General features: G+C 70.5%; 26 protein-coding genes, 1 tRNA gene and 1 pseudogene. 16 read left to right on the top strand and 12 right to left on the bottom strand.

Annotation, left to right across the window (positions count from 1 at the left end):
- Positions 1 to 86: 86 nt before the first annotated feature.
- From ACFVJQ_RS12595 to ACFVJQ_RS12555, 9 genes are all read right to left on the bottom strand, one after another.
- Entirely contained in the window at positions 87 to 2,102 is a 2,016-nt protein-coding gene (locus tag ACFVJQ_RS12595; RefSeq protein ID WP_385510599.1) for a beta-galactosidase, read from the bottom strand.
- Positions 2,099 to 3,412, bottom strand: a complete 1,314-nt coding sequence (locus tag ACFVJQ_RS12590) for a glycoside hydrolase family 36 protein (protein WP_385510598.1) — start codon at positions 3,410 to 3,412, stop codon at positions 2,099 to 2,101. The genes ACFVJQ_RS12595 and ACFVJQ_RS12590 overlap by 4 nt, the downstream gene beginning before the upstream one ends.
- A gap of 27 nt (positions 3,413 to 3,439) precedes the next feature.
- Positions 3,440 to 4,327 carry a carbohydrate ABC transporter permease gene (locus tag ACFVJQ_RS12585; RefSeq protein WP_385510597.1) on the bottom strand — a complete coding sequence of 296 codons (888 nt, stop codon included), beginning with the start codon at positions 4,325 to 4,327 and terminating at the stop codon, positions 3,440 to 3,442.
- On the bottom strand, positions 4,324 to 5,307 hold the full coding sequence (locus tag ACFVJQ_RS12580; RefSeq protein ID WP_385510596.1) for a carbohydrate ABC transporter permease: 984 nt from the start codon (positions 5,305 to 5,307) through the stop codon (positions 4,324 to 4,326). Before ACFVJQ_RS12580 ends, ACFVJQ_RS12585 begins: the two co-directional genes overlap by 4 nt.
- The gene (locus ACFVJQ_RS12575; protein ID WP_385783216.1) at positions 5,304 to 6,614 is read right to left on the bottom strand and encodes an ABC transporter substrate-binding protein; all 1,311 of its coding nucleotides are present in this window, start codon (positions 6,612 to 6,614) and stop codon (positions 5,304 to 5,306) included. The genes ACFVJQ_RS12580 and ACFVJQ_RS12575 overlap by 4 nt, the downstream gene beginning before the upstream one ends.
- A 228-nt stretch (positions 6,615 to 6,842) precedes the next feature.
- The gene (locus ACFVJQ_RS12570) at positions 6,843 to 8,591 is read right to left on the bottom strand and encodes a copper resistance CopC/CopD family protein (protein WP_385783351.1); all 1,749 of its coding nucleotides are present in this window, start codon (positions 8,589 to 8,591) and stop codon (positions 6,843 to 6,845) included.
- A 149-nt stretch (positions 8,592 to 8,740) separates the two neighbouring features.
- Complete coding sequence (locus ACFVJQ_RS12565) at positions 8,741 to 9,214, bottom strand: cupin domain-containing protein (protein WP_385510594.1); 474 nt, start codon at positions 9,212 to 9,214, stop codon at positions 8,741 to 8,743.
- Positions 9,211 to 9,819 (bottom strand): GNAT family N-acetyltransferase, encoded by a 609-nt coding sequence (locus ACFVJQ_RS12560; protein WP_385783212.1) that lies wholly within the window; start codon positions 9,817 to 9,819, stop codon positions 9,211 to 9,213. Before ACFVJQ_RS12560 ends, ACFVJQ_RS12565 begins: the two co-directional genes overlap by 4 nt.
- Positions 9,812 to 11,875, bottom strand: a complete 2,064-nt coding sequence (locus tag ACFVJQ_RS12555; RefSeq protein ID WP_385783210.1) for a penicillin acylase family protein — start codon at positions 11,873 to 11,875, stop codon at positions 9,812 to 9,814. Before ACFVJQ_RS12555 ends, ACFVJQ_RS12560 begins: the two co-directional genes overlap by 8 nt.
- A 78-nt stretch (positions 11,876 to 11,953) precedes the next feature.
- Here ACFVJQ_RS12555 and ACFVJQ_RS12550 point away from each other — a divergent pair, with 78 nt between their 5' ends.
- The 6 genes from ACFVJQ_RS12550 to ACFVJQ_RS12525 all read left to right on the top strand — a co-directional run bounded on the left by ACFVJQ_RS12550 (position 11,954) and on the right by ACFVJQ_RS12525 (position 15,531).
- Positions 11,954 to 12,664: a siderophore-interacting protein gene (locus tag ACFVJQ_RS12550; RefSeq protein WP_385783207.1), complete on the top strand. Its 711-nt coding sequence runs from the start codon at positions 11,954 to 11,956 to the stop codon at positions 12,662 to 12,664.
- A 205-nt stretch (positions 12,665 to 12,869) separates the two neighbouring features.
- Positions 12,870 to 13,547, top strand: coding sequence for an HdeD family acid-resistance protein (locus tag ACFVJQ_RS12545; protein ID WP_385510590.1), 678 nt, complete (start codon positions 12,870 to 12,872; stop codon positions 13,545 to 13,547).
- A gap of 249 nt (positions 13,548 to 13,796) precedes the next feature.
- On the top strand, positions 13,797 to 14,108 hold the full coding sequence (locus tag ACFVJQ_RS12540; RefSeq protein WP_385510589.1) for a hypothetical protein: 312 nt from the start codon (positions 13,797 to 13,799) through the stop codon (positions 14,106 to 14,108).
- Positions 14,109 to 14,179: 71 nt separating this feature from the next.
- Positions 14,180 to 14,314, top strand: a complete 135-nt coding sequence (locus tag ACFVJQ_RS12535) for a hypothetical protein (protein ID WP_385510588.1) — start codon at positions 14,180 to 14,182, stop codon at positions 14,312 to 14,314.
- Between the two features lie 171 nt (positions 14,315 to 14,485).
- Positions 14,486 to 14,782, top strand: coding sequence for a type II toxin-antitoxin system VapB family antitoxin (locus tag ACFVJQ_RS12530; protein WP_004943146.1), 297 nt, complete (start codon positions 14,486 to 14,488; stop codon positions 14,780 to 14,782).
- 134 nt (positions 14,783 to 14,916) lie between these two features.
- Entirely contained in the window at positions 14,917 to 15,531 is a 615-nt protein-coding gene (locus tag ACFVJQ_RS12525) for a LytR C-terminal domain-containing protein (protein ID WP_385510675.1), read from the top strand.
- 27 nt (positions 15,532 to 15,558) lie between these two features.
- Here the strand turns inward: ACFVJQ_RS12525 and upp are convergent, their stop codons facing one another.
- On the bottom strand, positions 15,559 to 16,194 hold the full coding sequence (gene upp, locus ACFVJQ_RS12520) for a uracil phosphoribosyltransferase (RefSeq protein ID WP_129798663.1): 636 nt from the start codon (positions 16,192 to 16,194) through the stop codon (positions 15,559 to 15,561).
- Positions 16,195 to 16,288: 94 nt separating this feature from the next.
- Between upp and ACFVJQ_RS12515 the strand changes: the two genes are divergently transcribed.
- The 4 genes from ACFVJQ_RS12515 (at position 16,289) to ACFVJQ_RS12500 (ending at position 18,041) form a co-directional block, all read left to right on the top strand.
- Positions 16,289 to 16,510 (top strand): hypothetical protein, encoded by a 222-nt coding sequence (locus ACFVJQ_RS12515; RefSeq protein ID WP_385510586.1) that lies wholly within the window; start codon positions 16,289 to 16,291, stop codon positions 16,508 to 16,510.
- A 303-nt stretch (positions 16,511 to 16,813) separates the two neighbouring features.
- Positions 16,814 to 17,347, top strand: a complete 534-nt coding sequence (locus ACFVJQ_RS12510; RefSeq protein WP_385783202.1) for a hypothetical protein — start codon at positions 16,814 to 16,816, stop codon at positions 17,345 to 17,347.
- A gap of 56 nt (positions 17,348 to 17,403) precedes the next feature.
- Positions 17,404 to 17,889, top strand: a complete 486-nt coding sequence (locus ACFVJQ_RS12505; RefSeq protein WP_385510584.1) for a nucleoside deaminase — start codon at positions 17,404 to 17,406, stop codon at positions 17,887 to 17,889.
- 67 nt (positions 17,890 to 17,956) lie between these two features.
- Positions 17,957 to 18,041 (top strand) — tRNA-Ser (locus ACFVJQ_RS12500).
- 65 nt (positions 18,042 to 18,106) lie between these two features.
- Here ACFVJQ_RS12500 and ACFVJQ_RS12495 read toward each other — a convergent pair.
- Entirely contained in the window at positions 18,107 to 18,454 is a 348-nt protein-coding gene (locus ACFVJQ_RS12495) for a hypothetical protein (RefSeq protein ID WP_385510583.1), read from the bottom strand.
- A gap of 180 nt (positions 18,455 to 18,634) precedes the next feature.
- On the opposite strand from ACFVJQ_RS12495, the gene ACFVJQ_RS12490 reads away from it, so the two are divergent.
- The gene (locus tag ACFVJQ_RS12490) at positions 18,635 to 19,093 is read left to right on the top strand and encodes a hypothetical protein (RefSeq protein WP_385510582.1); all 459 of its coding nucleotides are present in this window, start codon (positions 18,635 to 18,637) and stop codon (positions 19,091 to 19,093) included.
- A gap of 431 nt (positions 19,094 to 19,524) precedes the next feature.
- Here the strand turns inward: ACFVJQ_RS12490 and ACFVJQ_RS12485 are convergent.
- Positions 19,525 to 20,083: pseudogene (locus ACFVJQ_RS12485) on the bottom strand (tyrosine-type recombinase/integrase); the annotation flags it as partial.
- A 101-nt stretch (positions 20,084 to 20,184) separates the two neighbouring features.
- On the opposite strand from ACFVJQ_RS12485, the gene ACFVJQ_RS12480 reads away from it, so the two are divergent.
- From ACFVJQ_RS12480 to ACFVJQ_RS12460, 5 genes are all read left to right on the top strand, one after another.
- Entirely contained in the window at positions 20,185 to 20,736 is a 552-nt protein-coding gene (locus ACFVJQ_RS12480; protein ID WP_385510673.1) for an AAA family ATPase, read from the top strand.
- 387 nt (positions 20,737 to 21,123) lie between these two features.
- Positions 21,124 to 21,303 carry a hypothetical protein gene (locus ACFVJQ_RS12475; protein ID WP_129798666.1) on the top strand — a complete coding sequence of 60 codons (180 nt, stop codon included), beginning with the start codon at positions 21,124 to 21,126 and terminating at the stop codon, positions 21,301 to 21,303.
- On the top strand, positions 21,300 to 21,593 hold the full coding sequence (locus ACFVJQ_RS12470) for a Dabb family protein (RefSeq protein WP_385510581.1): 294 nt from the start codon (positions 21,300 to 21,302) through the stop codon (positions 21,591 to 21,593). Before ACFVJQ_RS12475 ends, ACFVJQ_RS12470 begins: the two co-directional genes overlap by 4 nt.
- A 148-nt stretch (positions 21,594 to 21,741) precedes the next feature.
- Positions 21,742 to 22,587 (top strand): RNA polymerase sigma factor SigF, encoded by an 846-nt coding sequence (locus tag ACFVJQ_RS12465; protein WP_206306856.1) that lies wholly within the window; start codon positions 21,742 to 21,744, stop codon positions 22,585 to 22,587.
- Positions 22,588 to 23,033: 446 nt separating this feature from the next.
- Positions 23,034 to 23,969: an RNA polymerase sigma factor SigF gene (locus tag ACFVJQ_RS12460; RefSeq protein ID WP_385783195.1), complete on the top strand. Its 936-nt coding sequence runs from the start codon at positions 23,034 to 23,036 to the stop codon at positions 23,967 to 23,969.
- Positions 23,970 to 23,971 lie beyond the last annotated feature (2 nt).

The raw sequence follows: 23,971 nt of genomic DNA, 5'->3' as shown, positions 1-23,971 counted from the left end.
GAGCCCCCCAGCAGTCGGCCGGGCACGGTGAGCACGCTCACCTCCATGGTGGCTCCCTCCAGGCAATGCGTTCCCGGTGTCAGGGGCTACTCCCGCGGCTCCCGTACCACCGCCACGCCCCCCGCCGGGACCGTGACCGAACCGCCCTCGGCCGGCTTGCCGGTGAGCAGTTCCGTCGCCGTTGCCGACACGGAGACCTCCGCGCCCCGGCCCGTGTGGTCGATCAGGAAGAGGTAGTCGGCGTCCGGGCCGCGGCGCAGCACCGCCTCGATTCCGTCCGGTGTCGTGCGGACCGGCGCCACGCCCGCTTCCGAGCGGATGCGGTCGAGCAGCGAACCGAGGGTCGCCGGGTCGGGGCGGGTGGCCAGGTACCACGTCGTGCCCTCGCCGAAGGTGTGGCGGGTCACCGCCGGGCGGCCGGTCAGGGGGCCGTCCGTGTACGAGGCCACGACCTGGGCACCTTCGGTGCGCACCCGCTCCGACCACAGGGTCCCGGTCGCGCCCGGCGCCACCTCGCCGGTCAGGCCGACCGTCTCTTCCGGGAGGAGCGGGAAGAGTTCGTCGCTGCGGACGCCGAGCGCCTCGCGGAACGCGCCGGGGTAGCCGCCCAGCCGTACGTGGCAGTTCTCGTCGACCGCGCCGCTGTGGAAGCCGACCGCGAGGGTGCCGCCGCGGCGGGCGAAGGCGGTGAGGTTCGCGGCGCCCGTGTCGTCGACCAGGTACAGGTTCGGGGCCAGGACCAGGCGGTACGACGACAGGTCCGCGTCCGGGCGGACGAAGTCGACGGCGATGCCCGCGCGCCACAGTGGCTCGTACCAGTCCCGTACCAGGTCCTGGAAGCGGAGTTCGCCGTTCGGCTGGGAGGGGAGTTCCAGGGCCCAGCGGGCGTTCCAGTCCCAGACGACGGCCACCTCGGCGGTGCCGGTGCTGCCGCGGACTTCCGACAGCGCCTGCAGATCCGCGCCCAGTCGGACGACGTCCTGCCAGATCTGGCTGTCGGTGCCGGTGTGCGGCAGCATCGCCGAGTGCCACTGCTCGGCGCCCGCTTTCGCGGCCCGCCACTGGAAGTACGCGATGCCGTCCGCGCCGCGGGCGACGTGGGCCAGCGCATTGCGGCGCAGTTCGCCGGGGCGCTTGGCGCGGTTGACGGGCTGCCAGTTGACCGCGCCCGTCGAGTGCTCCATCAGCAGCCACGGGCCGCCCGCCAGCGAGCGCATCAGATCGCCGCTGAGCGCGATGTCGATCTCCGACTCGGGGTCGGTGGACATCAGGTAGTGGTCGTTGGAGACGACGTCCAGCTCGGGCGCCCAGCGCCAGTAGTCCAGCGCGTCGAAGTTCTGCATCACCATGAAGTTGGTGGTGGCGGGGATCGAGGGGGCCGCCTCCCGCAGCACGTCCCGCTCGGCGGTGCAGAGCGACAGCAGCTCGTCGGAGCAGAAGCGGCGCCAGTCCAGCTGGTGCGTCGGGTTGGGGACGGCTCCGGTGGCGCGGGGCGGCAGGATCTCGTCCCAGTCGTAGTACCACTGGCTCCAGAAGGTTGTGCCCCAGGCGTGGTTCAGGGCAGCCAGGTCCTCGTAGCGGTTGCGCAGCCAGACCCTGAATGCCGCCGCGCTCGTGTCGCAGTAGCACTCCGCGTTGTGGCAACCGTACTCGTTGTGGACGTGCCACATCGCCACCGCCGGGTGGTCGGCGTAGCGGTCGGCGAGGGCGCGGGTGATCCGCAGGGCCGCCCTGCGGTACGCCGGGCTGCTCGGGCAGAACGTCTGGCGACTGCCGTACGACAGTCTGCGGCCGTCCCTGTCCACCGGGAGCGCCTCGGGGTGGGCGCGGAAGAACCAGGCCGGCGGCGCGGCCGTCGGAGTGGCCAGGTCGGCGGCGATGCCGTTCTCCTGGAGCAGGGCGAGGATCCTGTCCATGCGGGAGAAGTCGTACTCCCCCTCGGCCGGCTCGAGCAGCGCCCAGGAGAAGATGCCGACGCTGACCATGGTGACCCCGGCCTCGCGCATCAGGCGCATGTCCTCGGCCCAGATCTCCTCGGGCCACTGCTCGGGGTTGTAGTCGCCGCCGTAGGCGATACCGGGGACGTTCAGCACCCGCTTCATCGGGCAACACCGCCCAGCAGACGGCGCGTTGTGGCCACGCCCCACTCGTCAAGGGACAGCAGGCGGTCGCTGGAGGCCATCAGGCCGCCGGTCGCCTCGACGTGCGCGGCCCAGCGTTCGCGGGTCTCCACGGCCGGGCGGGCCATCAGGCAGTCGGGGTCGTTGATCCAGAGGCGGCCGTGCTGCCACTGGCGTCCGACGCCGGTGAACTCGGCGGGGTCCTGGCCGGGCTGGCTGTAGTCGTCGGCCTCGGGGCGGCGGTGGGGTGCGGTGTCCGGGCTGACCCGCATCGCGTCGAACAGGCCGATCGACGCCAGCATCGGCGCGCCGCAGCCCAGCAGGTACGCGTCCGGGCCGATCGCCTCGCGGATCAGCTCGATGCCGGAGCGGTACGCGGTGAGCGCGTCCACCGACGCGTGCCGTACGCCCTCCAGGGCGCCCGCGTAGAGGAAGTCGACCTTGAAGTAGTCGTAGCCCTCGGAGCGCAGGGTCGTGAAGACCTCCGTCAGGTACGCCGCCGCGTCCGGGTGGGTGGTGTCGAGGACGTACAGGTCGTGGCCCCAGTTGCGGCCCGCGTGCAGCGGGGCGCCGTCGGACGACCGTACGAGCCAGTCGGGGTGCTCGGCGGCCAGTTCGCTCGCCGGGTCGACCAGGAACGGCGCCGTCCAGATGCCGGCCCGGCGGCCCCGGGCGCGGATGGCGTCCGCGATGCCGGCGCGGGAGCGGAAGCGGCCGGAGAGGGTGAGCCAGTCGCCGAGGGCCTTCTGGTAGCCGTCGTCGATCTGGACGACGTCGATGGGCAGGTCGAGGGTGTCCATCGCACGGAGGTTCTCGTGGATGTCGTCCTCGGTGACGTGGGTGAAGTACTCGTACCAGGAGCACCAGACGGTGGGTGCGGTGCGGGGGGCTTCGAGGCCGATCCCCGAGGCCCAGTCCGCCAGCGTCGACTGGATGTCCGCGCCCGTCCACTCCTTCACCGGGCCGTTCGCGCTCACCTCCGCGGTGCCGTCCGTCACGACCAGCCGGATCGACGGCACTTCGCGGGTGGGGTCGGCCGCCGCCCACAGGCGGACCGGGGAGCCGTCCCCGGGGTCGAGGGCGAGCAGGCCCTCGCCCTGGAAGGTGTCGTCCGGGACGGTGTGGCCGGGGCGGTAGCAGACCGTCGCCCAGTTGTCGTTGGTCGGGCGGTACGGCTTGTCGCCGAGGGCGTAGGCGCCGCTGGGGCTCCAGGACTGCCAGCCCTCCTCGTGGACGCGGGCGGTGCGCGAGTCCACGGGCACGGAGGCGAGCGGCGTGAAGGGGTGGGGCACGGTGGTTCTCTTTCGAAAAGGCGGGCGTCAGCCCTTGTTGGCGCCGAGGGTGAGGCCGCTGACGAACTGCCGCTGGAGCAGGAAGTAGACGATCAGCGTCGGGATCGCGGTGAGCAGGGCGCCGGCGGCGACCAGGTTGGGGTCGGTGAAGTACTGGCCGGAGAGGTTGTTCAGCGCCGAGGTGATCGGCATGTTCTCGCCGGTGGAGATCAGGACGAGGGCCCAGAAGAAGTCGTTGTAGATCCAGATGGACAGCAACGTCGCCAGGGCGGCCATCGCCGGACGGCACAGCGGCAGGGTGATCTGCCAGTACAGCCGCCACACCGAGGCGCCGTCGACCAGCGCGGCCTCGGTCAGCTCGTGCGGCAGGGAGCGCATGTAGTTGCTCAGCACGAAGGCGCAGAAGCCGGACTGGAACGCCACGTGGATCAGCACCAGGCCGAGGGCGGAGTCGTACAGCTTGCCGCTCATCGTGATGCCGGGCAGGTCGATGAGCAGGTACAGGCGGTACAGCGGGGTGATGATGACCTGCTGCGGCAGCAGGTTGCCGGCCGTGAAGAGCAGCAGCAGGAACAGGTTGATCCGGAAGTCGAAGCGGGCGACGTAGAACGCCACCATCGACGACAGGAACAGGGTCACCAGGACGGCCGGGACGGCGATCAGCAGCGTGTTCACGAAGTAGTGCGTCATGTCCGACTGCGTGAACGCGTTGGTGAAGTTGTCGAAGTTCAGCGTGTCCGGGAGGGACACATAGCCCTTCTCGCTGGTCTCGGCGTACGGGCGCAGGGCCGCGTAGATCGCCCACGCCAGCGGCGCCAGCCAGGCCAGCGCCATGCTGCCGAGGACGACATGCAGCAGGAGCCGGGCGGGGCGGACCGGCGTGCGTTTCTTCACGGCAACAGTCGCGGTGCTCATGCTCGCCGCTCCTTCCGGAAGGTGCTCACCAGGTAAGGAATGATCACGACGAGGGAGATCAGCAGCAGCACGACCGCGATCGCGGATCCGTATCCGATACGGCTCGACTCACCGACGATGTTGTTGGTCACGAGGATGGACAGCAGCTCGGTGCCCTCGGCGCCGCCGTTGAAGACGTAGACGAGGTCGAAGGCGCGCAGCGCCTCGATGATCGTGACGACCAGGACGATGGTGTTGGTGGGGCGCAGGGTCGGGAAGACGACGTTCTTGAACGTCTGCCACTCGTTGGCACCGTCGATCGCGGAGGCCTCGCGCAGGGACGGGTCGACGCCCTTCAGGCCGGCCAGGTAGAGGATCATCATGTAGCCGGTGTGCCGCCAGGACGCGGCGACGAGGATCGCCCACAGGTTGAGGTCCGGGTCGCCGATCCAGTCGATGTACTTGCCGGGCTCGTTTGCCCCGATGATGCTGTTGATCAGGCCGGTGTCGGGGTTGTAGACGAGCTGCCAGACGAAACCGATGACGGCCATGGACAGCACGACCGGCAGGAAGAACGCGGTCTGGTAGACACGGCTGAACCGGATCTTCTTGTCCAGCTGCACGGCCAGGAAGAGACCGAGCGGCGTCGGGATGACGATCAGCACGACGAACCAGATGACGTTGTGCTGCACGGCGGGCCAGAACTGCGGGTTCTGCTCGAACAGTTCCCTGAAGTTCTGCAGCCCGACCCACTGGATCGAGTCGAAGCCGATGCCGTCCCAGGTGGTGAACGCGAGCGCGATCGAGGCGAGGGCCGTGACCCACACCAGGGCGATGTGCAGGATCGTCGGCAGGGTCGCCATCACGCCCAGCGTGAGCCGGTCGCGGCGGGTGAGCAGGCGGCGGTGCCCCTGGGGCACCTTCTTCTGCTGGGCGGGGGCAGCGCCCGGAGGCGGCACGGCGGCCGCCTCCGGGATCTCCTTGGTGATGTCGGTGCTCATGAGGAGGCGAAGATCGTCTTCTTCTGGCGCTCGATCGAGGACAGCAGGCTGTCGACGCCCTTGGGATCGCGGATGAACTTCTGCAGCGCGGGCTGCATCACCGTGGAGGTGAAGTCCGGCCGGCTGTCGCGGTCCATGAACTGGGTGAGGCTCTTGGCGCCCGAGATCATGTCGTACGCCTTCTTCTGCAGGGCGCTGTACGACGAGGTGTCGGCCTTGGTGGAGGCGTGGACCACGCTCGGGTCGGACTTCAGGTAGATGTCCTCGGCCTCCGGGGTGCCCAGGAACTCCAGGAGCTTGACCGCCTCGGCCTTGTTCTTCGGGTTCTTGCTCATCATGAAGCCGTCGGTCGGCGCCTCGACGGTGTCCTGGCCGTACGCCGGGTCGATCTCCGGGAAGGCGAAGAAGTCGAGGTCCTCGAGGTCGTCCGGGTTGGTGAACTGCTGGGCCACGAAGGTGCCCATGAGGTACATGCCGGCCTTCTTCGACACCAGCGTCTGGGCCGCGTCCTGCCAGGTGCGGCCGACGGCGCCCTCCTGGTGGTAGGGGAGGATCTCGGCCCACAGGTCGAAGGCGGCGCGCACCTTGGCGTCGGTCCAGGAGGCCCTGCCCGCCATCAGGTCGACATGGAAGTCGTAGCCGTTCTTACGGAAGTTGATCTGGTCGAAGGTGCCGAGCGCGGGCCAGGCGTCCTTGTCGCCGAAGGCGATCGGGACCAGGTTGTCCTTCTGCATCTGCTTGCACAGGGCGATGAAGTCGTCCCAGGTGGCGGGGACTTCGTAGCCCTTCTCCGCAAAGACGCTCTTCCGGTAGAAGACGGCCCAGGGGTACGTGTACAGCGGCACGAAGTAGAACTTGCCGTCCTCACCCTTGCTGAGCTTCTGCATCGCCTCGGGGAAGTTGCCGCCGATCTTCTGCCACACGTCGTCGATCGGGGTGGCGAGGCCCTTGGCCGCGAAGAACTGCATCCGGTACCCGGCGAACCAGGTGAACACGTCGTCCGGCGTGCCCTGGAGGTAGGAGTTGATCTGCTCCTGGAAGGTGTTCGAGTCCTTGGTGTTCACGTCGACCGTGATGCCGGACTTCTTCTTGTAGGCCGCGTAGATGTCGGCGAACGCCTTCTTCGGCACCGGGTCGGACGCCTTGGAGCCCAGGGTGACCGTCTTCGGGCCGGCTGCCGTGCCGCTGCCGCCGCAGGCGCTGAGCAGGGGTATGCCGGCGCCGAGAACGGCGGCGCCGCCGACGCCGCGCAGCAGGGTGCGGCGGCTCGGGCCGGGGAGCGTGAGACCGGAGGGAGTTGTGTGCATAGCGGCTCCTGAGGGGGGCACAGGGTCCGGTCCGAAAATTGGTCGAAACCAATCAGAAAACAACCTGACCGAACACGAGGGTGGCGTAATAACAGCCGCATGTCCGGTCATACGTCAAGGGTGGACGTCACTCTTTGTTGAAACGTAACCGTCACACTCGCGCACCCCAGTGATCACGCACAGGCTGTCACAGAAACCAACACAACCGGTCAGGGCCCCAGGCCTGTCCTAGCCGACGCGGACGTCCTTCTCCACCGTGACCTGGTCGATCTCCGTGGTCCGGACGGTGATCCGCATCGTCCAGGTGCCCGCCAGCGGGAGCCGGAGCGCGTCCGTCACCCAGTAGCCGCCGCGGTCCTCCAGCCGGGCGTCGATCGGGCCGACGTCCTGCGCGCGCAGGGTGAACGTCATCCGCAGCTCGGGAACGGTGGACAGACCGCCGTCGGACCCCAACACCACGGCCTGCACCTGGTTCCGGCCCACGCGGCCGGGGGAGAGCTCGACCTGCACCCTGCCCCGCCCGTTCGGCGTGCCGACGTCGAAGGGGACCACCGTGGTGGACGCGGCGGCCGCCCCGCCTGCCGGGGCCGCCTGCGCGGCGGCGCTCTCGCTCGCGGCCCGGCCCGGCAGGGTGACCGTGAGGAGCGTGGTGATCACCAGGACGAGCACTCCGGTCACGAACTCGACGAGGACGGAGCGCCGCAGGGCGCGGCGGTGCGGGTCGCCGTCGGGGGGTGGGGTGGGGACGGGGGCACCGTCGACCGGTTCGCTCACGCCCACCGCCCGGCCCCCCACCAGTTCCGGAACCCTCTCCGTGGCAGCGGTCCGCGCCGGCTGTGCCGCCCAGTGGGACGTCCAGCGGCGGGAGACGGCCGCGGCCGCGAGCAGCAGGGTCACCGCGGCCAGCTTGGCGAGCAGGAGGCGGCCGTACGTCGTGCCGGTGAGGGCGTTGAAGGAGCCGAGGCCGCGCCAGGACTGGTAGACGCCGGTGACGGTCAGGACGGCCACGCAGCCGAAGGCCAGCCGGGAGAAGCGGGTGACGGCGGGGGCGGTGAGGTCCTGCGGGGCGCGGTACAGCACGGTGAGCAGGGCGGTCAGGCCGCCCAGCCAGACGGCCATGGCGAGCAGGTGCAGCACCGAGGAGGTGATCGCCACGGGCACCTGGATGCCGGCGGAGGCATGCTCGGCGGCGGCCCAGGTGAGGGCGAGGCCGAGGGCGAGGGGGACGCCGAGCACGGCGTGCGGACGGCGCCAGGACCGCCGTACGAGGAGGAACGCCCCCGCCAGCAGCGCCAGCCGGGCCAGCAGCGCCAGCCCCGGCCTGCTGGTGAGCGTGGCGCGCAGGACGGCCGGGTCGAGGGCGTCGGCGAGACCGGTGCCGCGCTCGTAGGGGCCGCGCAGGAGGAGCAGGGCGGTGGTGGACACCAGCAGGGTGAGACAGGCCGCGGGGATCAGCCGGCGCAGGGCCTCGGAGGGGCCGCCGAGGACCGCGGCCGTGAACACCAGGACGCCGATGAGCAGGGCCAGTCCGCCGTACGCGCAGTAGCGGGCGAGGTTGTACAGCGAGGTCGTGGCCGGGTCCTCGGCCGGTGCGGTGACGGCGACGGTGGTCGCGGAGGGTTCGCCGACGGAGAAGATGAACGCGCCGGAGACGGGGTGGCTGTCCGCGGAGACCACGCGCCAGGCCACGGTGTACGTGCCGTCCTCCAGGCCGGCGGGCAGCCGCAGCCGGACCGTGTCGGAGCTGCCGTCCACGTGTGCGGCCCCGCTGGTGCGCAGCGGGCGGTTGTCGGGGGCGATGACCCGGACCGAGTCGTCGAGCAGGCCGACGGACTCGGTGAAGGTCAGGGTGATGTGCCGGGGGGCGGCGTCGAGGACGGTGCCGTCGCGGGGGTCGGTGCTGCCGAGTCCGGCGTGGGCCGACGCGGGGCCGGCCCCGCCGAGGAGGAGCAGGACCAGCACGGCGCCCAGCAGCACCAGCCGGTGAAGTCGCCGGGGGTGTTCGTGCGCTCCGGGGTCGCCGTCGTCCCGTTGTCCGCCATCGCGCAGCCCCATCGCTTCTCCGTCGTCGGATGTGCCTTCGCGATACGTACGGACGCGGGCGCCGGTGTGCTCACGCACCCGCCTCACGGGCGGCAGAGTTCCACGATCCGGTCGGCCCGGTCCGGGTAGCGGGCGGTGAGGTCGGCGGCGTCCCCGTGTTCGTATCCCTCGAAGGTGAATCCGGGTGCCATCGTGCAGCCGAAGAACGTCCAGGCGCCGCCCTCGACGACCCGCCCGCCCATCCAGGTGCCGGCCGGCACCGTGAACTGGGGGTGCTGGCCGCCGAGTACGTCCGGTCCGAGCACGGCGGTGCGGGAGGTGCCGTCGGGGGCGAGGAGCAGGAGCTCCAGCGGGTCGCCGAGGTAGAAGTGCCAGACCTCGTCGGTGGGCAGGCGGTGCAGGGCGGAGTAGTCGTCCCGCTTGAGCAGGGCGACGATGGCGGTGCCTTCCGGGCGCCCGTCGGGCCGCTGGGGCCCCGCCCAGGTCTCTCGGAAGAGGCCGCCCTCGCGGGGGATCGGCTCCATGGCGTAGTGCGCGACGAGGTCTTCTGGGGTCACGCCGGGAAGGCTACCGCCCGGTCGAGGAAGGCGAGTTGAGCGTGCTTCTCCGGCAGGTACACGTCGGGCAGGTCGATCTCCGGCAGCACGACCTTCGGCCCCGATTCGAAGCCCTGCCGCAGGAAACGGGCGATCGCCTTGTCGTTGCGCACGTCGGGGTCGACCACGATCCGCTGCCGGTCCAGGGTGAGCAGCACGTACGAGGTGATGGCGGCCACCAGCAGCGCCGTCCAGCCGGGGCGTGCGCCGCCCGGTCCGGTGGGCGCGAGCAGCAGGTGGACGCCGATGTCGCCGGGCCGGACCTCGTAAGCCTCGCCGACCCGGTCCGCGCCGGGCTCGTACGTCTGGAGCAGCCCGACCGGTTCGCCGTCCCGCACGACCAGGTGGGCGTGGTGGGTGTCGAGGGTGTCCAGGTGCGCGTAGATGTCGGCGACCTGGTCCGGCGTGAGGCCGTTCATGCCCCAGAAGGCGGCCCGTTCCTCGCTGACCCAGCCGTGGATCAGCTCGGCGTCGCCCTTCGCGTCCAGAGGCAGGATGCGGACGGTGCCGAATCCGTCGACCGCCTGTTCGTGGACGGCGGTGCGGGCGGCGTACGGGTCAGACATCGTCGGTCTCCTTCGTCAGACGGGCCCAGTCGGTGACGACCGGCACGAGATCTCCCTCGAGCCACAAGGGGAGTTGGTCGCGGTGGTGGGGCGAGCCGGGGACGCCGGACGCGCCGAACGGCACCACCCACAGGCTGTCCTCACGACGGGCCAGGTCCCACACGTAACGGGCGGCCGGGCCGCGTGCGGCGCGGTCGGTGAGGCCGGGGACCGCGGAGGTGCACAGCACACAGTCGTGGTCGCCGGACAGACCGGGTTCGTCGTCCGACGGACCTGCCAGGGCCCGCCACGGAGCGAGACGGTGGGTGTCGCCCCAGGTGCGCCGCGGCTGCCCGGCGACCTCCCGGACCGCGTCCCGGACGATCGCGGCGCGGTCGATGCCGTGCAACTCGTCCGCACTCAGCAGATGTTCCAGGGCGAGGCCGATGCGCGGGACGGGCGCGAGCCACGGAAGCAGGACCTCCGGGTAGGCGGGCGGCTCGGTCAGCGGGGTGAACGCCGGGTGGGCGGCGAGCCGGCGGACCACCGCGCCGCGCAGCGCCGCGTAGGCGGCGGCCTCGGGGCTGGTCGCGTCCATCCGGCGGTCCCAGCGCAGGAGGCTCTCGCGCAGGGCGGCGGCGTCGGGGGGCAGGTCGTCGAGGGCCTCGAGGTGGGCGAGGAGGGGGGCGGCGGAGGCCAGGTGGGTGTCGGTGTGGATCGCGGGCATGTCGGCCGCCGACCACTGGTCCTTCTCGCCCAGCAGCGCGGCGATCCGGCCGGCGCGGTGCGGCGCGGCGAACTCGACGCCGAGGGGGGCGGCGGGGCCGCGCTGGTTGGCCATCACCGCAATGCCGTCGGTCAGGCCCGCGCGGGGCATCTCGTGCCAGCCGCGCCACTCGTGGCCGGGCTCCCAGGCGGGCACCGGCCGGATGCGGTTGGCCTCGGCGCGCACCGGCACCCGACCCGCGACCCGGTGCAGGGTCCCACCCTCGGTGTCGGCGGCCTGGACGACGTTGACCGGCTCCGCCCATACGTCGAAGGCGCGGTCGACGTCGGCGACCGTGCGGGCCCGCAGCAGCGGCAGCAGGGCGGCGAAGCCGAGGTCGCCGGTGACGCGGGGCGGGTAGCGGAGGCTGAGGGCGAGGGGGGTGCCGTCGTCGAGCCCCTCGGGCCCACCGGCGACGACCGGTCCCCGTTCGGTCTCGATCACCTCGACCGGCACCCGCTCCGCACCGCCGACCTCGACGAACTCCGTGTGCCGCGCGGCGCGTTGCCAGTGCCCGTCCGGGCCGAGCGCCTCAACACCGGCGCCGATGCGCCGCAGCCGCTCCTCGTACAGGTCCTGGTAGTCGGCCATGGCGTTGGTGATGGCCCAGGCGACCGTGCCGGTGTGGCCGAAGTGGGCGATGCCGGGGACACCGGGGACGGCGAGGCCGACGACGTCGAACTCCGGGCAGCACAGGCGGATCTGCTGGTACACACCGGGGTCCTCGATGAACCGGTGCGGGTCGCCCGCGATGACGGCCTGCCCGGTGACGGTGCGTTCGCCGGCGACCAGCCAGCCGTTGCTGCCGGAGGTGCCGGGGCCGTCAGCGGCGAACAGCCCCACCGCCTGCGGGCCCAGGTGCCGTACGACCTGCTCGCGCCAGAGTTTCGCCGGGAAGCCCGCGAACAGGATGTGCGTGGCGAGCCAGACGCCGAGCGGGGTCCAGGGTTCCCAGTGGCCGGGGGCCAGTCCGGTCGCGGCGAACTCGGGCGTACGGCGGGCGCCTTCGGCGAGGCCGTCGTTGACGCCGTCGACATAGGCCCGGACCCAGTCGGACGTGTCGGGGTCCAGCGCGTCGAAGCAACGTCTCGCCGTGTCGTCCAGCCGTGCCCGTCTCGCGAAGACGTCCCAGGCCACGGCGTCGGGACCGAGGAAGGACGCCGAGGTGCCCTGGGCGCGGTGGCGTTCGACCTCCAGTTGCCAGGCGCGGTCGAGGGCGGTGACCCGGCCCTGGGCGCGGGCGAGTTCGCGGGCGCCGGAAGCGCGCAGATGCGGGATGCCCCAGGCATCGCGGTGGATCTCGGTGGTCACCCTGTCGCCCTCCTGTGCTTTAGGTTAGGCTCACCTAAGTGAGTCGTGGCGGAATCGTACGCGAAGGGTGAAGACGCGATGGGGCAGGGGCGGGGTTGGGAGGGCGCGGTCCTCAGGCTGCTGCGGGCCAAGGACTTCGTGTTCACCGTGACGGGCGCCGAGGACGTCACCGCCGAGTACCGGCGGCTCCACCTCACCGACGGCGGGATGCTCGCGGCGACCGGCGTCCACCCGACGATGTGGGTCCGGCTGTGGTTCGACAACGCGGGAAAGCCGCACCAGCGGGCGTACACGCTGGTCGACCCGGATCCGGCGGCCGGCACCCTCAGCCTCGAGTTCGCACTCCACGAGGGGTGCGCCAGTGACTGGGCGCGGGCGGCGAAGCCAGGGGACACGATCGAGGCGACGGTGCAGGGGACGGGTTTCCAGCGGCCCCAGCCCGAGCCCTCGCACGTCTTCGCGATCGGCGACCCGGCCTCGCTGCCCGCGCTCAACTCCCTCCTCGACGAACTGGGTTCGGCGCTGGCGACGATCTGGTTCGAGGGCGAGCCGGCCGGACTGCCGTACCGGGGAGACACCGACCGCCACGAGCTGCGCACGCTCCCCCGCGGACACCTGGTCGACGACGTGAAGACGACGCTGCCCGAACTCCTGGCGGCCACCCCGCACCCGTACGTCTGGATCGCCTGCGACACCGCGACGACCCGCACGCTGGCGGCGTACGTCCGCAAGGACCTGACCGTGCCGAAGGACCGTGTGCACGCGCTGGGGTACTGGCGCGCGACCTGACACCGGACGCGGCGGATCCAGCAGCTGTGCCAGTACCTCGTCGAGCACTACGACGGTGATGTGAGCGCCGTCCGGAAGGGCGCCTACGGCGAGCCCGAGTCGCCGGCCTGGGTGTGGGCGGCGGCCAAGGCCGCGAAGAAGTAGCTGTCAGCCGAGTGGCCCGCTCCGGGATGCGGGCCGCTCGTCGGCGTTCCCAGCATGGAGCATGACCGAGCCACCGAGCGGCTCCCCCTGGGGTCCCGAGTACGACGACCGGCGCGTGCACGCCACCCGTGCCCCGCACGCGCCGCGCCCGCCGTACGACGGCCCCGAACCGCCCTTCGAAGGGCCACTGCACCTGATCTCCCGCGCCGCGTGGCAGGTCGTGCTGGTCACCGGGATCGCCTCGCTGGTCCTGGGCATCCTGGTCCTGTTCTGGCCGGGCGCCACGCTGCTGGCCGCCGGCATCCTCTTCGGCCTCTACCTCCTCATCAGCGGCGTCCTCCAGCTCGCCTCCGCCTTCGGCACCCACAAGACGACCTCGCTGCGCGTGCTGGCCTTCATCAGCGGCGCCCTGTCGATCCTGCTCGGCCTGTTCTGCTTCCGCGGCGCCATGCAGTCGATCCTGCTGCTCGCGCTGTGGATCGGCATCGGCTGGCTGTTCCGCGGGATCGCCCAGACCCTGGCCGCCGCGTCCGACCCGGCGGTGCCCGCCCGCGGCTGGCAGCTCCTCCTCGGCATCGTCACCGTCCTCGCCGGCGTGGTTCTGATCGTCTCCCCGTTCGAGTCGGTCGCCGTCCTCACGATCGTCGGCGGCTGCTGGCTGATCGCGGTGGGCATCGTCGAACTCCTCACGGCGCTGCGCATCCGCGCCCTCACCCGCCACGTCCCCCGCGAGCTGTGACCGGGAGAACCTCATGCCCGTCATGCCCGAGCCCGGTACGCCGAACGAGCGAATAGCGCAGGCCGTGCTAAGCGCTCCGCGGGAAGTGCCGCGATGGGCCGTCGATCATCTGCGGGCCCGTCGTGGCCGGTCGCGCAGTTCCCCGCGCCCCTTCGCGGCGCTGCCGAACCGCAGCCGACTTCGCCAAGGCCGCTTAGTGCCTGCTGGGGCCCTAGGGGCCTCGTCCGCCCGCCGGGGAGGTGAGCAGCCGTGAATGCCGTCCCGTCTCCGAGTCGCTGGGCACGGGTGGTCGTGCTGTTGCTCGCCCTGCTCGTGCCGGCGGCGCACACCGACGCGGTCGCCGTGCCCGCCGTGGCCGTGGTGGGCGAGGTGACCGAGGGCGACGTGCTGGACACCGCCGTACGGCCGCCGGGGCGGGCCGTGCACCAGCCCGCCCTGCCGCAGCGGCCGGTCCGCGCACCGGCCCCGGCGCCCCACGGGATGCCGGCCCGCCCCTGCCCGGCCCCGCCCTGGCCGCCGTGCACCCCAGGCGCCCTGCGTTCCGTGGTCCTGCGCTGCTGATGCACCCGTCGTCCCCCAGACCGGTCAGTACGACGCAAGGAAGACCAGACGGACGCAAGGAAGAAGCAGCCATGCCCTCAGATCCTTACGCGGTGCTGCGCGCCCTGGTGCGCGCGGAGGCCGCCCGCAGTGCCCCGAAACCGGAAGCGAAGGAAGCCAAGCCGCAGCAACAGCCCGGCCAGGTCGGGGAGCGGCGGCGCGGTTGACGTGAAGCCCGGACGCCCCCGCACGGGGCGTCCGGCTCACCGCTTTCTGCGGGCGACCTCATCCACGCCCACCCCCTTTGACCGATATCGACCATGATGTGCGCGCACTTGACCGGCACGGCCCGAGCCGGGAAGCTGCGGCCGGGGAGGCTCGACCGGTAGGCTTTCCGTGTGATCTTCAAGCGCATCGGAAACGGCCGGCCGTACCCCGACCACGGCCGGGAAAGCACCCGGCAGTGGGCGGACGTCGCGCCGCGCCCGGTCCGCCTCGATCAGCTCGTGACGACCAAGCAGCAGCTCGACCTCGAGACCCTGCTGGCCGAGGACTCGACGTTCTACGGCGACCTCTTCGCGCACGTCGTGAAGTGGCAGGGAGACCTGTATCTGGAGGACGGCCTCCACCGCGCGGTGCGGGCGGCCCTCCAGCAACGCCAGGTGCTGCACGCCCGCGTGCTCGAGCTGGACTGAGGCCCGCCCAAGGCACCCGCCGGCAACGGCTTGGCCCTTTCGGGTTCTCCTGAGCGGCGTCGAATGATCATCTAGTAGGCATTGCCGCCCGGGCGCACTACGCTGCGCCCATGAGCATGCTGACTCCCCCCGGCATGGGCGGCCAGTACCGCATCACGGGGGACAAGTACCCGCGGATGCGCCCGCCCCGGCGGCGCGGCAGGCTCGTACTCCTCGTCACCGCCTCCGTCGCCGTGCTCGGCGTCCTCGGCTGGGGAACCCTCCAGCTCGTCGACGTCTTCACCGGCGGCGACAAGGCCTCGGCCGCCGGCCCCAAGGCGGACTGCGCGACCAAGGCGAGCCCCTCGCCCAGCGCGACCAGGGACCTGCCCGAGCCCCGCGCGATCACCGTCAACGTGCTCAACGCCACGACCCGCAGCGGCCTCGCCAAGCAGACCGCCGACGAACTGAAGAAACGTGGCTTCAGGATCGGCGACGTGGGCAACGCGCCGAAGGAGTTCGACAAAAAGGTCGACGGCACCGGCATACTCCTCGGCCCCACCGCGTCCCTGAACACCTCGCTGCCCGTCCTCGCCACCCAGCTCACCACCGCCGAACGCCGCACCGACGCCGGACGCAAGGGCCCGGCCGTCGACCTGATCCTCGGCAACGGCTTCAAGGGGCTGACGAAGCAGGCGGACGCCGCCGCGGCGCTGGCCGCACTGGCCGAGCCGGAGCCGACGCCCACCGCGTCGAAGAAGAGCTGCTGAAGCCTCGTACAAGGCTTCAGCAGGGCCCTATTCGGCCGCCCCGTACATCCGGTCCCCGGCGTCGCCCAGGCCCGGCACGATGTAGCCGTTCTCGTTGAGGCGCTCGTCGACCGATGCCGTCACCACCGTCACCGGGGTGCCCGCCAGTTCGCGCTCCATGAGCTCGACGCCCTCCGGGGCGGCCAGCAGCACCACCGCGGTCACATCGTCGGCGCCGCGCTTGATCAGCTCCTGGATCGCCGCGACCAGCGTGCCGCCGGTGGCGAGCATCGGGTCCAGGACGTACACCTGCCGCCCGGAGAGGTCCTCCGGCATGCGGGTGGCATACGTGGACGCCTGCAGCGTCTCCTCGTTGCGGATCATGCCCAGGAAGCCCACCTCGGCGGTCGGCAGCAGCCGGACCATGCCGTCCAGCATGCCGAGACCGGCCCGCAGGATCGGCACCACCAGCGGGCGCGGGTGGGAGAGCTTCACGCCGGTGGTGGAGGCGACCGGCGTCGTGATGTCGACCTGCTCGGTGCGCACGTCGCGCGTGGCCTCGTAGGCGAGCAGGGTGACCAGCTCGTCGGCGAGACGGCGGAAGGTCGCGGAGTCGGTGCGCTGGTCGCGCAGCGTGGTGAGCTTGTGGGCGACCAGTGGGTGGTCGACGACGTGGAGACGCATGCCCCAACAGTAGCCGCGCTTCGTGGCCGCCACGCCCTGGCGTCAAACCCCCCGTCCGGGGGAAGGTGGGAGGGACGGATAGGGGTGGTGTGCTATGCCTGACCTGCCCGAGGGCGACACTCCGGGGGACCGGGATTCCGCCGGACGGCGCACGGCCGCGACGCCGCAGGAGACCGACGCCGAGCGGAGGCGGCGCCGGGCACGGTTCCTGCGCGAACTCGCCGAAGCGCGAGAACTTCGTGACCGCGTCCAGCCCCGGCGCGCCAAGACGGCCCGGCTGCGCCATGCGATGCGCATGCGAACGTTCCGCTGGTAGATCCACTGCCCGGGCCGGCGGCGGGAAGATCCGCACCCCGCGCGGTCGTTGTGGGAGTGGACGTGCGGGGCCGACCTCGAAAGCCGCGTACGATCCGCAGGTGGCGGCAACGAGTGCGCTGGTGAGTCGTTCGCGGACGTGCGATCAAAACTGCCGGACACAGGGAGCCGAAGACGTCCCCTGAGCGCCTTGTTTCTGCCACGATTCCGAGTGGGTGGGACCCGGAGCCCGAGCTCTCCCCGCCCGCAGCCTCCGCCGGGGGGACCCCCAACCGGCACGCCTCTGACCAGTGGGAGAGTCACGGTGTACTTCGCCGCACTGCTCGCGCGCACCGAAGACGGGTGGGAAGCGAGCGACACAGAGCTCGACGATGTGGAGACCCTGTCGGATCTGGCCGACCTGGCCCGGGAAGCCTCTCCCGACGACGACACGGTGCTCGTCCTGATCGAGCAGGAGGACGCCTGGTTCGGCGTCGTCCGCATCGATGGCGAGGACGACCCTCGGATCTACGTCTCGGACGCCGCCGCAGCCGCCCGCAGCAGCTACGGCGAGATCCTGCTCACCGACGAGCTGCTCGGCAGGGAGCCCGGCGACGACAGCGCCGACCTGGACTCCCTGGACCTCGACGGCACCGAGGACGGTGAACCCGACGACGACGACACGGACGCCGGCGACGGCGGCTCCGCCGAGGCCGTGCCGCACGGCCCGGTCGGCGACACCGCCGTCCTCGACGACCTGGGCGTCAGCGAGAAGGAGCTGCTGTCGCTCTCGGAGGACGCCCTGACCGCGATCGCCGAGTCCCTGGGCGCCTCGGAGGTCCTGGAGACCGTCCGCTGACCCCGCCCGACACCGCACGGTCCCCCGACCCGGTACGCGACCGCTGGCGGGCCGCGATGCGGCACGCCCTGGACGAGGCCGAACGGGCCGTCCGCGGCGGCGACGTCCCCGTCGGCGCGGTCGTGCTGTCCGCCGACGGTACGACCGTGCTGGCCACCGGGCACAACGAACGCGAGGCCACCGGCGACCCGACCGCGCACGCCGAGGTCCTCGCCATCCGCCGTGCGGCGGCGAAGCTGAGAGAATCAGCGGCGCGAAGCGCCTCCGGCAAGGGTGGTGGTGGGAGACGGGCGGGCGAGTGGCGACTGTCCGGCTGCACCCTCGTCGTCACCCTCGAACCCTGCACGATGTGCGCGGGCGCGATCGTCCAGTCCCGGGTGGACCGCGTCGTCTACGGCGCCCGCGACGACAAGGCGGGCGCGGCCGGCTCCCTCTGGGACGTCATACGCGACCGGCGGCTCAACCACCGCCCCGAGGTGATCGAGGGCGTGCTCGCCGAGGAGTGCGCCCGGCTGCTCACCGACTTCTTCCGCGACCGCTGACCGGCCGCCGTGGCAGGCCCGAATACCGATTTCGGACCATGCCCCACCTTGCTGTAAGGTCTCCCTCGGTAGCGTGTCCGAGCGGCCGAAGGAGCTCGCCTCGAAAGCGAGTGTGGCGCAAGTCACCGAGGGTTCAAATCCCTCCGCTACCGCAGGTAGACGAAGGGCCCGGTCCGATGGACCGGGCCCTTCGTGATCTTCCGTCTCAGTTTCCGTCTCAGTCGAGGGCGGAGGGTGAACTCTCACATTGGAGTTGCCCGTTGCAGTGCGACTCAACGGCGATCTGCCCGCGGGTGGCCACCTTGCCTTGCGTGAGGATGCCCCGACCGGTCGCCATGTGGATGACTGAGCCGTTGAGGCTCTCACTCGTCCAGTAGTGGGGCTTGATGCGGACAGGCGCATAGATCGCAAAGCCGGAGAAGCGCGGCTCTCGGACGGCCTTTCCGCTCTCCAGAGCCCTGCGCGGCGCCGAGAGGCCGCAGGCCATCTCCGACGCCCTCGCCGCGTACTTCCACGAGCAGGGCGGCACCATCCACCTCGCCGTCTTCCTGTGCTCCTCGGCCACCCCACCGGGCCCGGGCGTCCACCCATGTCCGGGCGCCACGCGGCGAAGGCCATCTGGCGGCGCCTGCGCGCGTCGCGCGGCTGAACCGACCCGGCTGCGCCGCCACGTTGTGTTACAAACAGTTTACGATCCACTACGGATTGTGAACCAGGCATCGAACCCCTAACAGGAGATTTAGAGTTGAAGCGCTCCGCAGTTGTCGCTCTGGCAAGCATCTCGATGATGCTCGCGACCGGCATGGCGTCCACGGCCTACACGGCCAACGACCCGGATCCTGCCAACGCCGTGGCACCCCAGAAGCCCGCGGCGCCCGAGGCGGACGGGCACCGCGAGAAGGACGTGAGGACCTACGTCGGCGCACCAGTCGACTTGCAAGCGGGTGACCACAACACCGCGACAGCCCAGTGCCCGCCCGGAGAAGTTGCGACCGGCGGCGGAGGCAGGACCACCGGTACCGACGAGAACGACACCTTCCTCACCGACTCTTTCCCCACCGACTCTGCCGGCAGCCCCTCCGCCAACGGCAGCACCCCGACCGGCTGGTCCGTCTCGGCGAAGAACACCGTTCCCGAGGTCAACCTCACCTCCACCCTGCAGGCGTATGTGGTCTGCCTGGAGAAGAACTACAACAACATGTGATCGCATCCGGTGCGTGAACCCGCCCCGGCTCCAGGATCCACCAGCACGCGCACAAGCCTGAGCAGATCCAACCTTGCGCTCCTGGCCACGGCCGACCAGAGGAGAACACGTCAAACCACCGCCAAACCAGCCCTGTGACCTGCGGCTTCAGGATGAAACTTCCTCAGTCGCACATGATCAGCGGCGGCTTGGTCTGGTACCTGCCTGACTGTGGCGCGCCCTGCCGTCTCAGCCCCGATACGAGCTCCACGCGCAGCCGCGATTCCGCCAATAGCGGCCCCTCCGATAGCGCCCACAAGCCCTACGCCAGCAGTCACCAACGCCACAAGTTCTTGGTCCATGAAGGCAAAATGCAGGCGTACGCCCCGGCTGGGTGGCGCTTCCAGAAGAGCAAAAGGGCGGCCCGCAGAGGGCCGCCCTTTCGTCTCGCCTCAGCGGGCAGGGACGAGGGCCCCGGCGAGCCCCTCGTCATCGTCGTCCGGTCCGTCTCCGTCCGGCTTCCCGATGAGCCCGTCGACCTGCCTCGCGATGTTGCTGCGGACGGTGTCGACCATGTGCTGATACCTCGCGGCCATGGCTGTGGACGACCAGCCCATGAGCCCCATGACCGCGCGCTCGGAGACCCCGAGGATCAGCAGCACCGTGGCCGCCGTGTGCCGGGCGTCGTGCAGACGGCCGTCCCGCACCTTCGCGGAGTTCAGCAACTCTTTCCAATCGTCGTAGTCCGTTCGGGGGGAAGTTCCGCGCCCGGTCGGCGTAGCGAAGAGCCACCCTTCGTCCGTCCAGTCGGCGTCGGCCGCCGCGCGCTCGGCCTGCTGCTTGGCCTGGTGGGTGCGCAGCAGGTCCACGAGCTGTGAGGGCAGTCCCACGGCACGCCGTCCGGCGCGCGACTTCGTGTCGGCCGTCTCCGGGTTGGTCCGCTGGCGCTGCGGGCAGTAACCGGCCTTCCTACCGCAGGTGTCCCCGTGACGGTCGTGGACGACGCGCTCTTGAGCGTGCTCGAAGACCGCCTAGATGCACTGCTTGCGGCCCGCAGGGCTGGCACAATCACGCCCGAAGCCGAAGCAGAGGTGGCCGCCATCTCCCGAACCATGACGAGACCGATGCCCCCACGCCCGCCGTTCTGTGTCCTTGTGGCCGGACTCCCCGGCTCCGGCAAGACGACGCTTTCCCGCGCCCTCACCGACCGTGGGTTCGTACGACTGTGCCCGGACGAGGAGATGTTCCGCCGGCACGGCGTCTACGGCGTGGACTTCCCCCGGGGCGTCTTCCCCACCCTTGAGCGGCCCGTCCTCGAAGACGTGGCGGTCGACCTGCGGGAGCAGCTCAAGGCCGGGCGCGATGTCGTCGTTGACCACGGCTTTTGGACCCCCGAGGACCGGGCGAAGTGGCGAGCGATCGCCACCGACGCTGGCGCGACCCCTGTACTCGTATACCTCGCAGCCAGCCACGACGAGCTATGGGCGAGGATCAGCAAGCGCAACGAGTTCCACGCGGACGATCCCAACTCGATCTACTTCTCCGAGAGCGACCTACAGCGGTACCGCTCGCGGTTCATCCCGCCCGAGGCAGACGAACCGCACCTTTTGTACGACGGTGATCCGGCGGCCGTGGTCGCAGCCCTTGAAGCCTCTCGACCCTGATACTTAGGGGACAGATGCGCAGGTCAGCCGGTCGGTGCTCCGTCTCGGTTTCCGTCTCATTCAGCCTCGTTCGGAGCCGTCCACAGCCGTTCACCCGCCGGGCGAGGAAGCGGGAATGAACGAGGTTGAACGACCCTGAATGACCCTCTGACCAGCACGAACAGACCTCGAAAGCGAGTATGGCGCAAGTCACCGAGGGTTCAAATCCCTCCGCTACCGCTCGAGAAAGGGCCCCGTCGTCAGACGGGGCCCTTCGTGCATGCCGGGACACGCCAGGACAACGGATTCCCGCCCGGCGAGGCGTTGGTCGTCAAATACGACATGAAGTTACACTCACCGCCGGCAACAGGGGTCCCATCAGGCGCAGCAGGCACAGGGGAGGCCGCAGTGGCGGTGAATTCGAAGAAGATCGCCGTCTATGTGCTCGTGGTCTTCGCGCTCTACGTGATCATCACGGACCCGTCCAAGGCCGCCGACTACGTCCAGATAGGGTTCGAGGGCATATCGGACGCTGCCAAGGCCATCGGTGACTTCATGACCTGGGTCGCCAACGGAGGAGAATCATGATCCGCCACCTGGTCCTGTTCAAGCTCAACGACGGTGTCGAGCGTGACGACCCGCGCGTCGTGCAGGGCGTCGAGGCCTTCCGGGCCCTCGGCGACCAAATCGAGGAGCTGCGCTTCTGGGAGCTCGGCTGGAACGTCAGCGACCGGCCCATCGCGTACGACTTCGCGATCAACTCGGCGGTCGACGACCAGGACGCCCTCAAGCGCTATGTGGAGCATCCGGCGCACCAGGCGGGCGTCGCCCTGTGGCGGGAGTTCGCCACTTGGGTGATCGCCGACTACGAGATCTGAGGCCCACGGACTTCCGAGCCCTCCGCCGGAACGGCGGGGGGCTCTCATGCATCTTAGGCCCCAACTTGCCCTCAACACGGCGTTATGCGGTGCTTGCACACCGTGCACATGTCTTGTGATGCTATGACCGCTTTTGACGGATGTGTTGATGGACCATGAGGTGGAGTTGACCGTGTCGGCCAGTACTGCGCCTCAAGCACCCCCCGAGGAGGAGGCCGCGCCGCAGCGCAGCCGGGGCGCCGACACACGGGCACTCACCCAGGTTCTGTTCGCCGAGCTCAAGAAGCTGGAGCCGGGCACGCCGGAACACACCCGGGTGCGGGGGGCGCTGATCGAGGCCAACCTTCCGCTCGTACGCTACGCGGCCGCCCGGTTCCGCTCCCGCAACGAACCCATGGAGGACGTCGTCCAGGTCGGCACCATCGGGCTCATCAACGCCATCGACCGTTTCGACCCGGACCGGGGCGTGCAGTTCCCGACCTTCGCGATGCCGACCGTCGTCGGGGAGATCAAGCGATACTTCCGCGACAACGTCCGCACGGTCCACGTACCGCGCCGACTGCACGAGCTGTGGGTGCAGGTCAACAGCGCGACCGAGGACCTGACCACCGCCTTCGGGCGCACCCCGACGACCGCCGAGATCGCCGAGCGGCTGCGCATCACCGAGGACGAAGTGCTGTCCTGCATCGAGGCCGGACGGTCCTACCACGCGACCTCGCTGGAGGCGGCCCAGGAGGGCGACGGCCTGCCCGGCCTGCTCGACCGGCTCGGCTACGAGGACCCCGCCCTGGACGGGGTCGAGCACCGCGACCTGGTCCGGCATCTGCTCGTCCAGCTCCCGGAACGCGAGCAGCGGATTCTGCTGCTGCGCTACTACAGCAACCTCACCCAGTCGCAGATCAGTGCGGAACTCGGGGTCTCGCAGATGCACGTCTCGCGGCTGCTTGCGCGTAGTTTCCAGCGGCTGCGCTCGGCGAACCGGATCGAGGCGTAGCGCTCCGCTGGGGGTGCGGTAGCCATCTGCGGGTGCGTTGTGGCTGGTCGCGCCCACGCGGCGGAGCCGCATATCGATACAGCCCCGCGCCCCTTGGGGGCGCTGCCGAACCGCACCTGAGTACGCCGAGCCCGCTCAGGCGGATCGCCCTGCCCCCGCGAATCGAACCGGCGCACAACCGAATGAGAGGTCGATGCATCACCAGCACGGGCGAATCGCTCACCAGCGCCGATGCTGCCGAATTTGTACCGAAGAACCGTCAGACCCCCTTCTTCCAGGGCGGATTCGCATCTCACGTGTCGACATGTCTCTACAGCGTGTTGCCGACATGTGACATTCTGCGGGAAGAGCGTTTGCCGGTGCCCCGGCGCCGGTATTCAGGTGAAGGCTGACGTTCCTCATCGGGAGCGTTCGCCGCGACCGTCCCGCGACCCAAAGGGGGTGGCATGTCCGCAGACCAGGGCAGCTCGAAGGTGCTGACGCTCACGAAGAGCGAGGCAGCGCCGGAGGCTCTCGACGCGCTCGACGCCATCGGCGCCCTCAACGACGTATCGGCCCTCGAGGCCACGCCGGCCCCGGCCCTCGAGGCCACGCCCACCCCGGCCCCGCCGGCCTCGGAGTCCATCGACACCCGCACCCTCTCCCGCTCCCTGTTCCTGCGGCTCGCCGCGCTCGACGAGGACAGCCCGGAGCGCGCGTACGTCCGGGACACCCTGATCGAGCTCAATCTCCCCCTCGTGCGCTACGCGGCCGCCCGCTTCCGCTCCCGCAACGAACCCATGGAGGACATCGTTCAGGTCGGCACGATCGGCCTGATCAAGGCCATCGACCGGTTCGACTGCGAACGGGGTGTGGAGTTCCCGACGTTCGCGATGCCCACGGTCGTCGGCGAGATCAAGCGGTTCTTCCGGGACACCTCGTGGTCGGTGCGGGTGCCGCGCCGTCTCCAGGAGCTGCGCCTGGCCCTGACGAAGGCCAGCGACGAGCTGTCCCAGAAGCTGGACCGCTCCCCGACCGTGACCGAACTCGCCGCCGTCCTCGGCGTCTCCGAGGAGGACGTCGTCGACGGCCTCGCGGTCGGCAACGCCTACACCGCCTCGTCCCTGGACTCCCCCGCCCCGGAGGACGACGGCGGCGAGGGCTCGCTGGCCGACCGGCTCGGCTACGAGGACACGGCGCTGGAGGGCGTGGAGTACCGCGAGTCCCTGAAGCCGCTGCTGGCCAAGCTCCCGCCCCGTGAGCGCCGGATCATCATGCTGCGCTTCTTCGCCAACATGACCCAGTCGCAGATCGGCGAGGAGGTCGGCATCTCCCAGATGCATGTCTCCCGGCTCCTCACCCGGACCCTGGCCCAGCTGCGTAAGGGGCTCATCTCCGACTGAAG

Source organism: Streptomyces sp. NPDC127197, from assembly GCF_042672405.1.
Taxonomy (GTDB): Bacteria; Actinomycetota; Actinomycetes; order Streptomycetales; family Streptomycetaceae; genus Streptomyces; species Streptomyces flavusporus.
Note: the sequence above shows the minus strand (reverse complement) of the source record. Positions and strands in the feature narration are given on the sequence as shown.

What these genes read in the sequence shown, in the direction of transcription:
- ACFVJQ_RS12595 (WP_385510599.1), bottom strand. Translation starts at nt 2,102, where the DNA reads ATGAAGCGGGTGCTGAACGTCCCCGGTATCGCCTACGGCGGCGACTAC.
- ACFVJQ_RS12585 (WP_385510597.1), bottom strand. Translation starts at nt 4,327, where the DNA reads ATGAGCACCGCGACTGTTGCCGTGAAGAAACGCACGCCGGTCCGCCCC.
- ACFVJQ_RS12580 (WP_385510596.1), bottom strand. Translation starts at nt 5,307, where the DNA reads ATGAGCACCGACATCACCAAGGAGATCCCGGAGGCGGCCGCCGTGCCG.
- ACFVJQ_RS12575 (WP_385783216.1), bottom strand. Translation starts at nt 6,614, where the DNA reads ATGCACACAACTCCCTCCGGTCTCACGCTCCCCGGCCCGAGCCGCCGC.
- ACFVJQ_RS12560 (WP_385783212.1), bottom strand. Translation starts at nt 9,819, where the DNA reads ATGTCTGACCCGTACGCCGCCCGCACCGCCGTCCACGAACAGGCGGTC.
- ACFVJQ_RS12550 (WP_385783207.1), top strand. Translation starts at nt 11,954, where the DNA reads ATGGGGCAGGGGCGGGGTTGGGAGGGCGCGGTCCTCAGGCTGCTGCGG.
- ACFVJQ_RS12545 (WP_385510590.1), top strand. Translation starts at nt 12,870, where the DNA reads ATGACCGAGCCACCGAGCGGCTCCCCCTGGGGTCCCGAGTACGACGAC.
- ACFVJQ_RS12535 (WP_385510588.1), top strand. Translation starts at nt 14,180, where the DNA reads ATGCCCTCAGATCCTTACGCGGTGCTGCGCGCCCTGGTGCGCGCGGAG.
- ACFVJQ_RS12525 (WP_385510675.1), top strand. Translation starts at nt 14,917, where the DNA reads ATGGGCGGCCAGTACCGCATCACGGGGGACAAGTACCCGCGGATGCGC.
- upp (WP_129798663.1), bottom strand. Translation starts at nt 16,194, where the DNA reads ATGCGTCTCCACGTCGTCGACCACCCACTGGTCGCCCACAAGCTCACC.
- ACFVJQ_RS12515 (WP_385510586.1), top strand. Translation starts at nt 16,289, where the DNA reads ATGCCTGACCTGCCCGAGGGCGACACTCCGGGGGACCGGGATTCCGCC.
- ACFVJQ_RS12505 (WP_385510584.1), top strand. Translation starts at nt 17,404, where the DNA reads ATGCGGCACGCCCTGGACGAGGCCGAACGGGCCGTCCGCGGCGGCGAC.
- ACFVJQ_RS12480 (WP_385510673.1), top strand. Translation starts at nt 20,185, where the DNA reads ATGACGAGACCGATGCCCCCACGCCCGCCGTTCTGTGTCCTTGTGGCC.
- ACFVJQ_RS12470 (WP_385510581.1), top strand. Translation starts at nt 21,300, where the DNA reads ATGATCCGCCACCTGGTCCTGTTCAAGCTCAACGACGGTGTCGAGCGT.
- ACFVJQ_RS12465 (WP_206306856.1), top strand. Translation starts at nt 21,742, where the DNA reads ATGGACCATGAGGTGGAGTTGACCGTGTCGGCCAGTACTGCGCCTCAA.
- ACFVJQ_RS12460 (WP_385783195.1), top strand. Translation starts at nt 23,034, where the DNA reads ATGTCCGCAGACCAGGGCAGCTCGAAGGTGCTGACGCTCACGAAGAGC.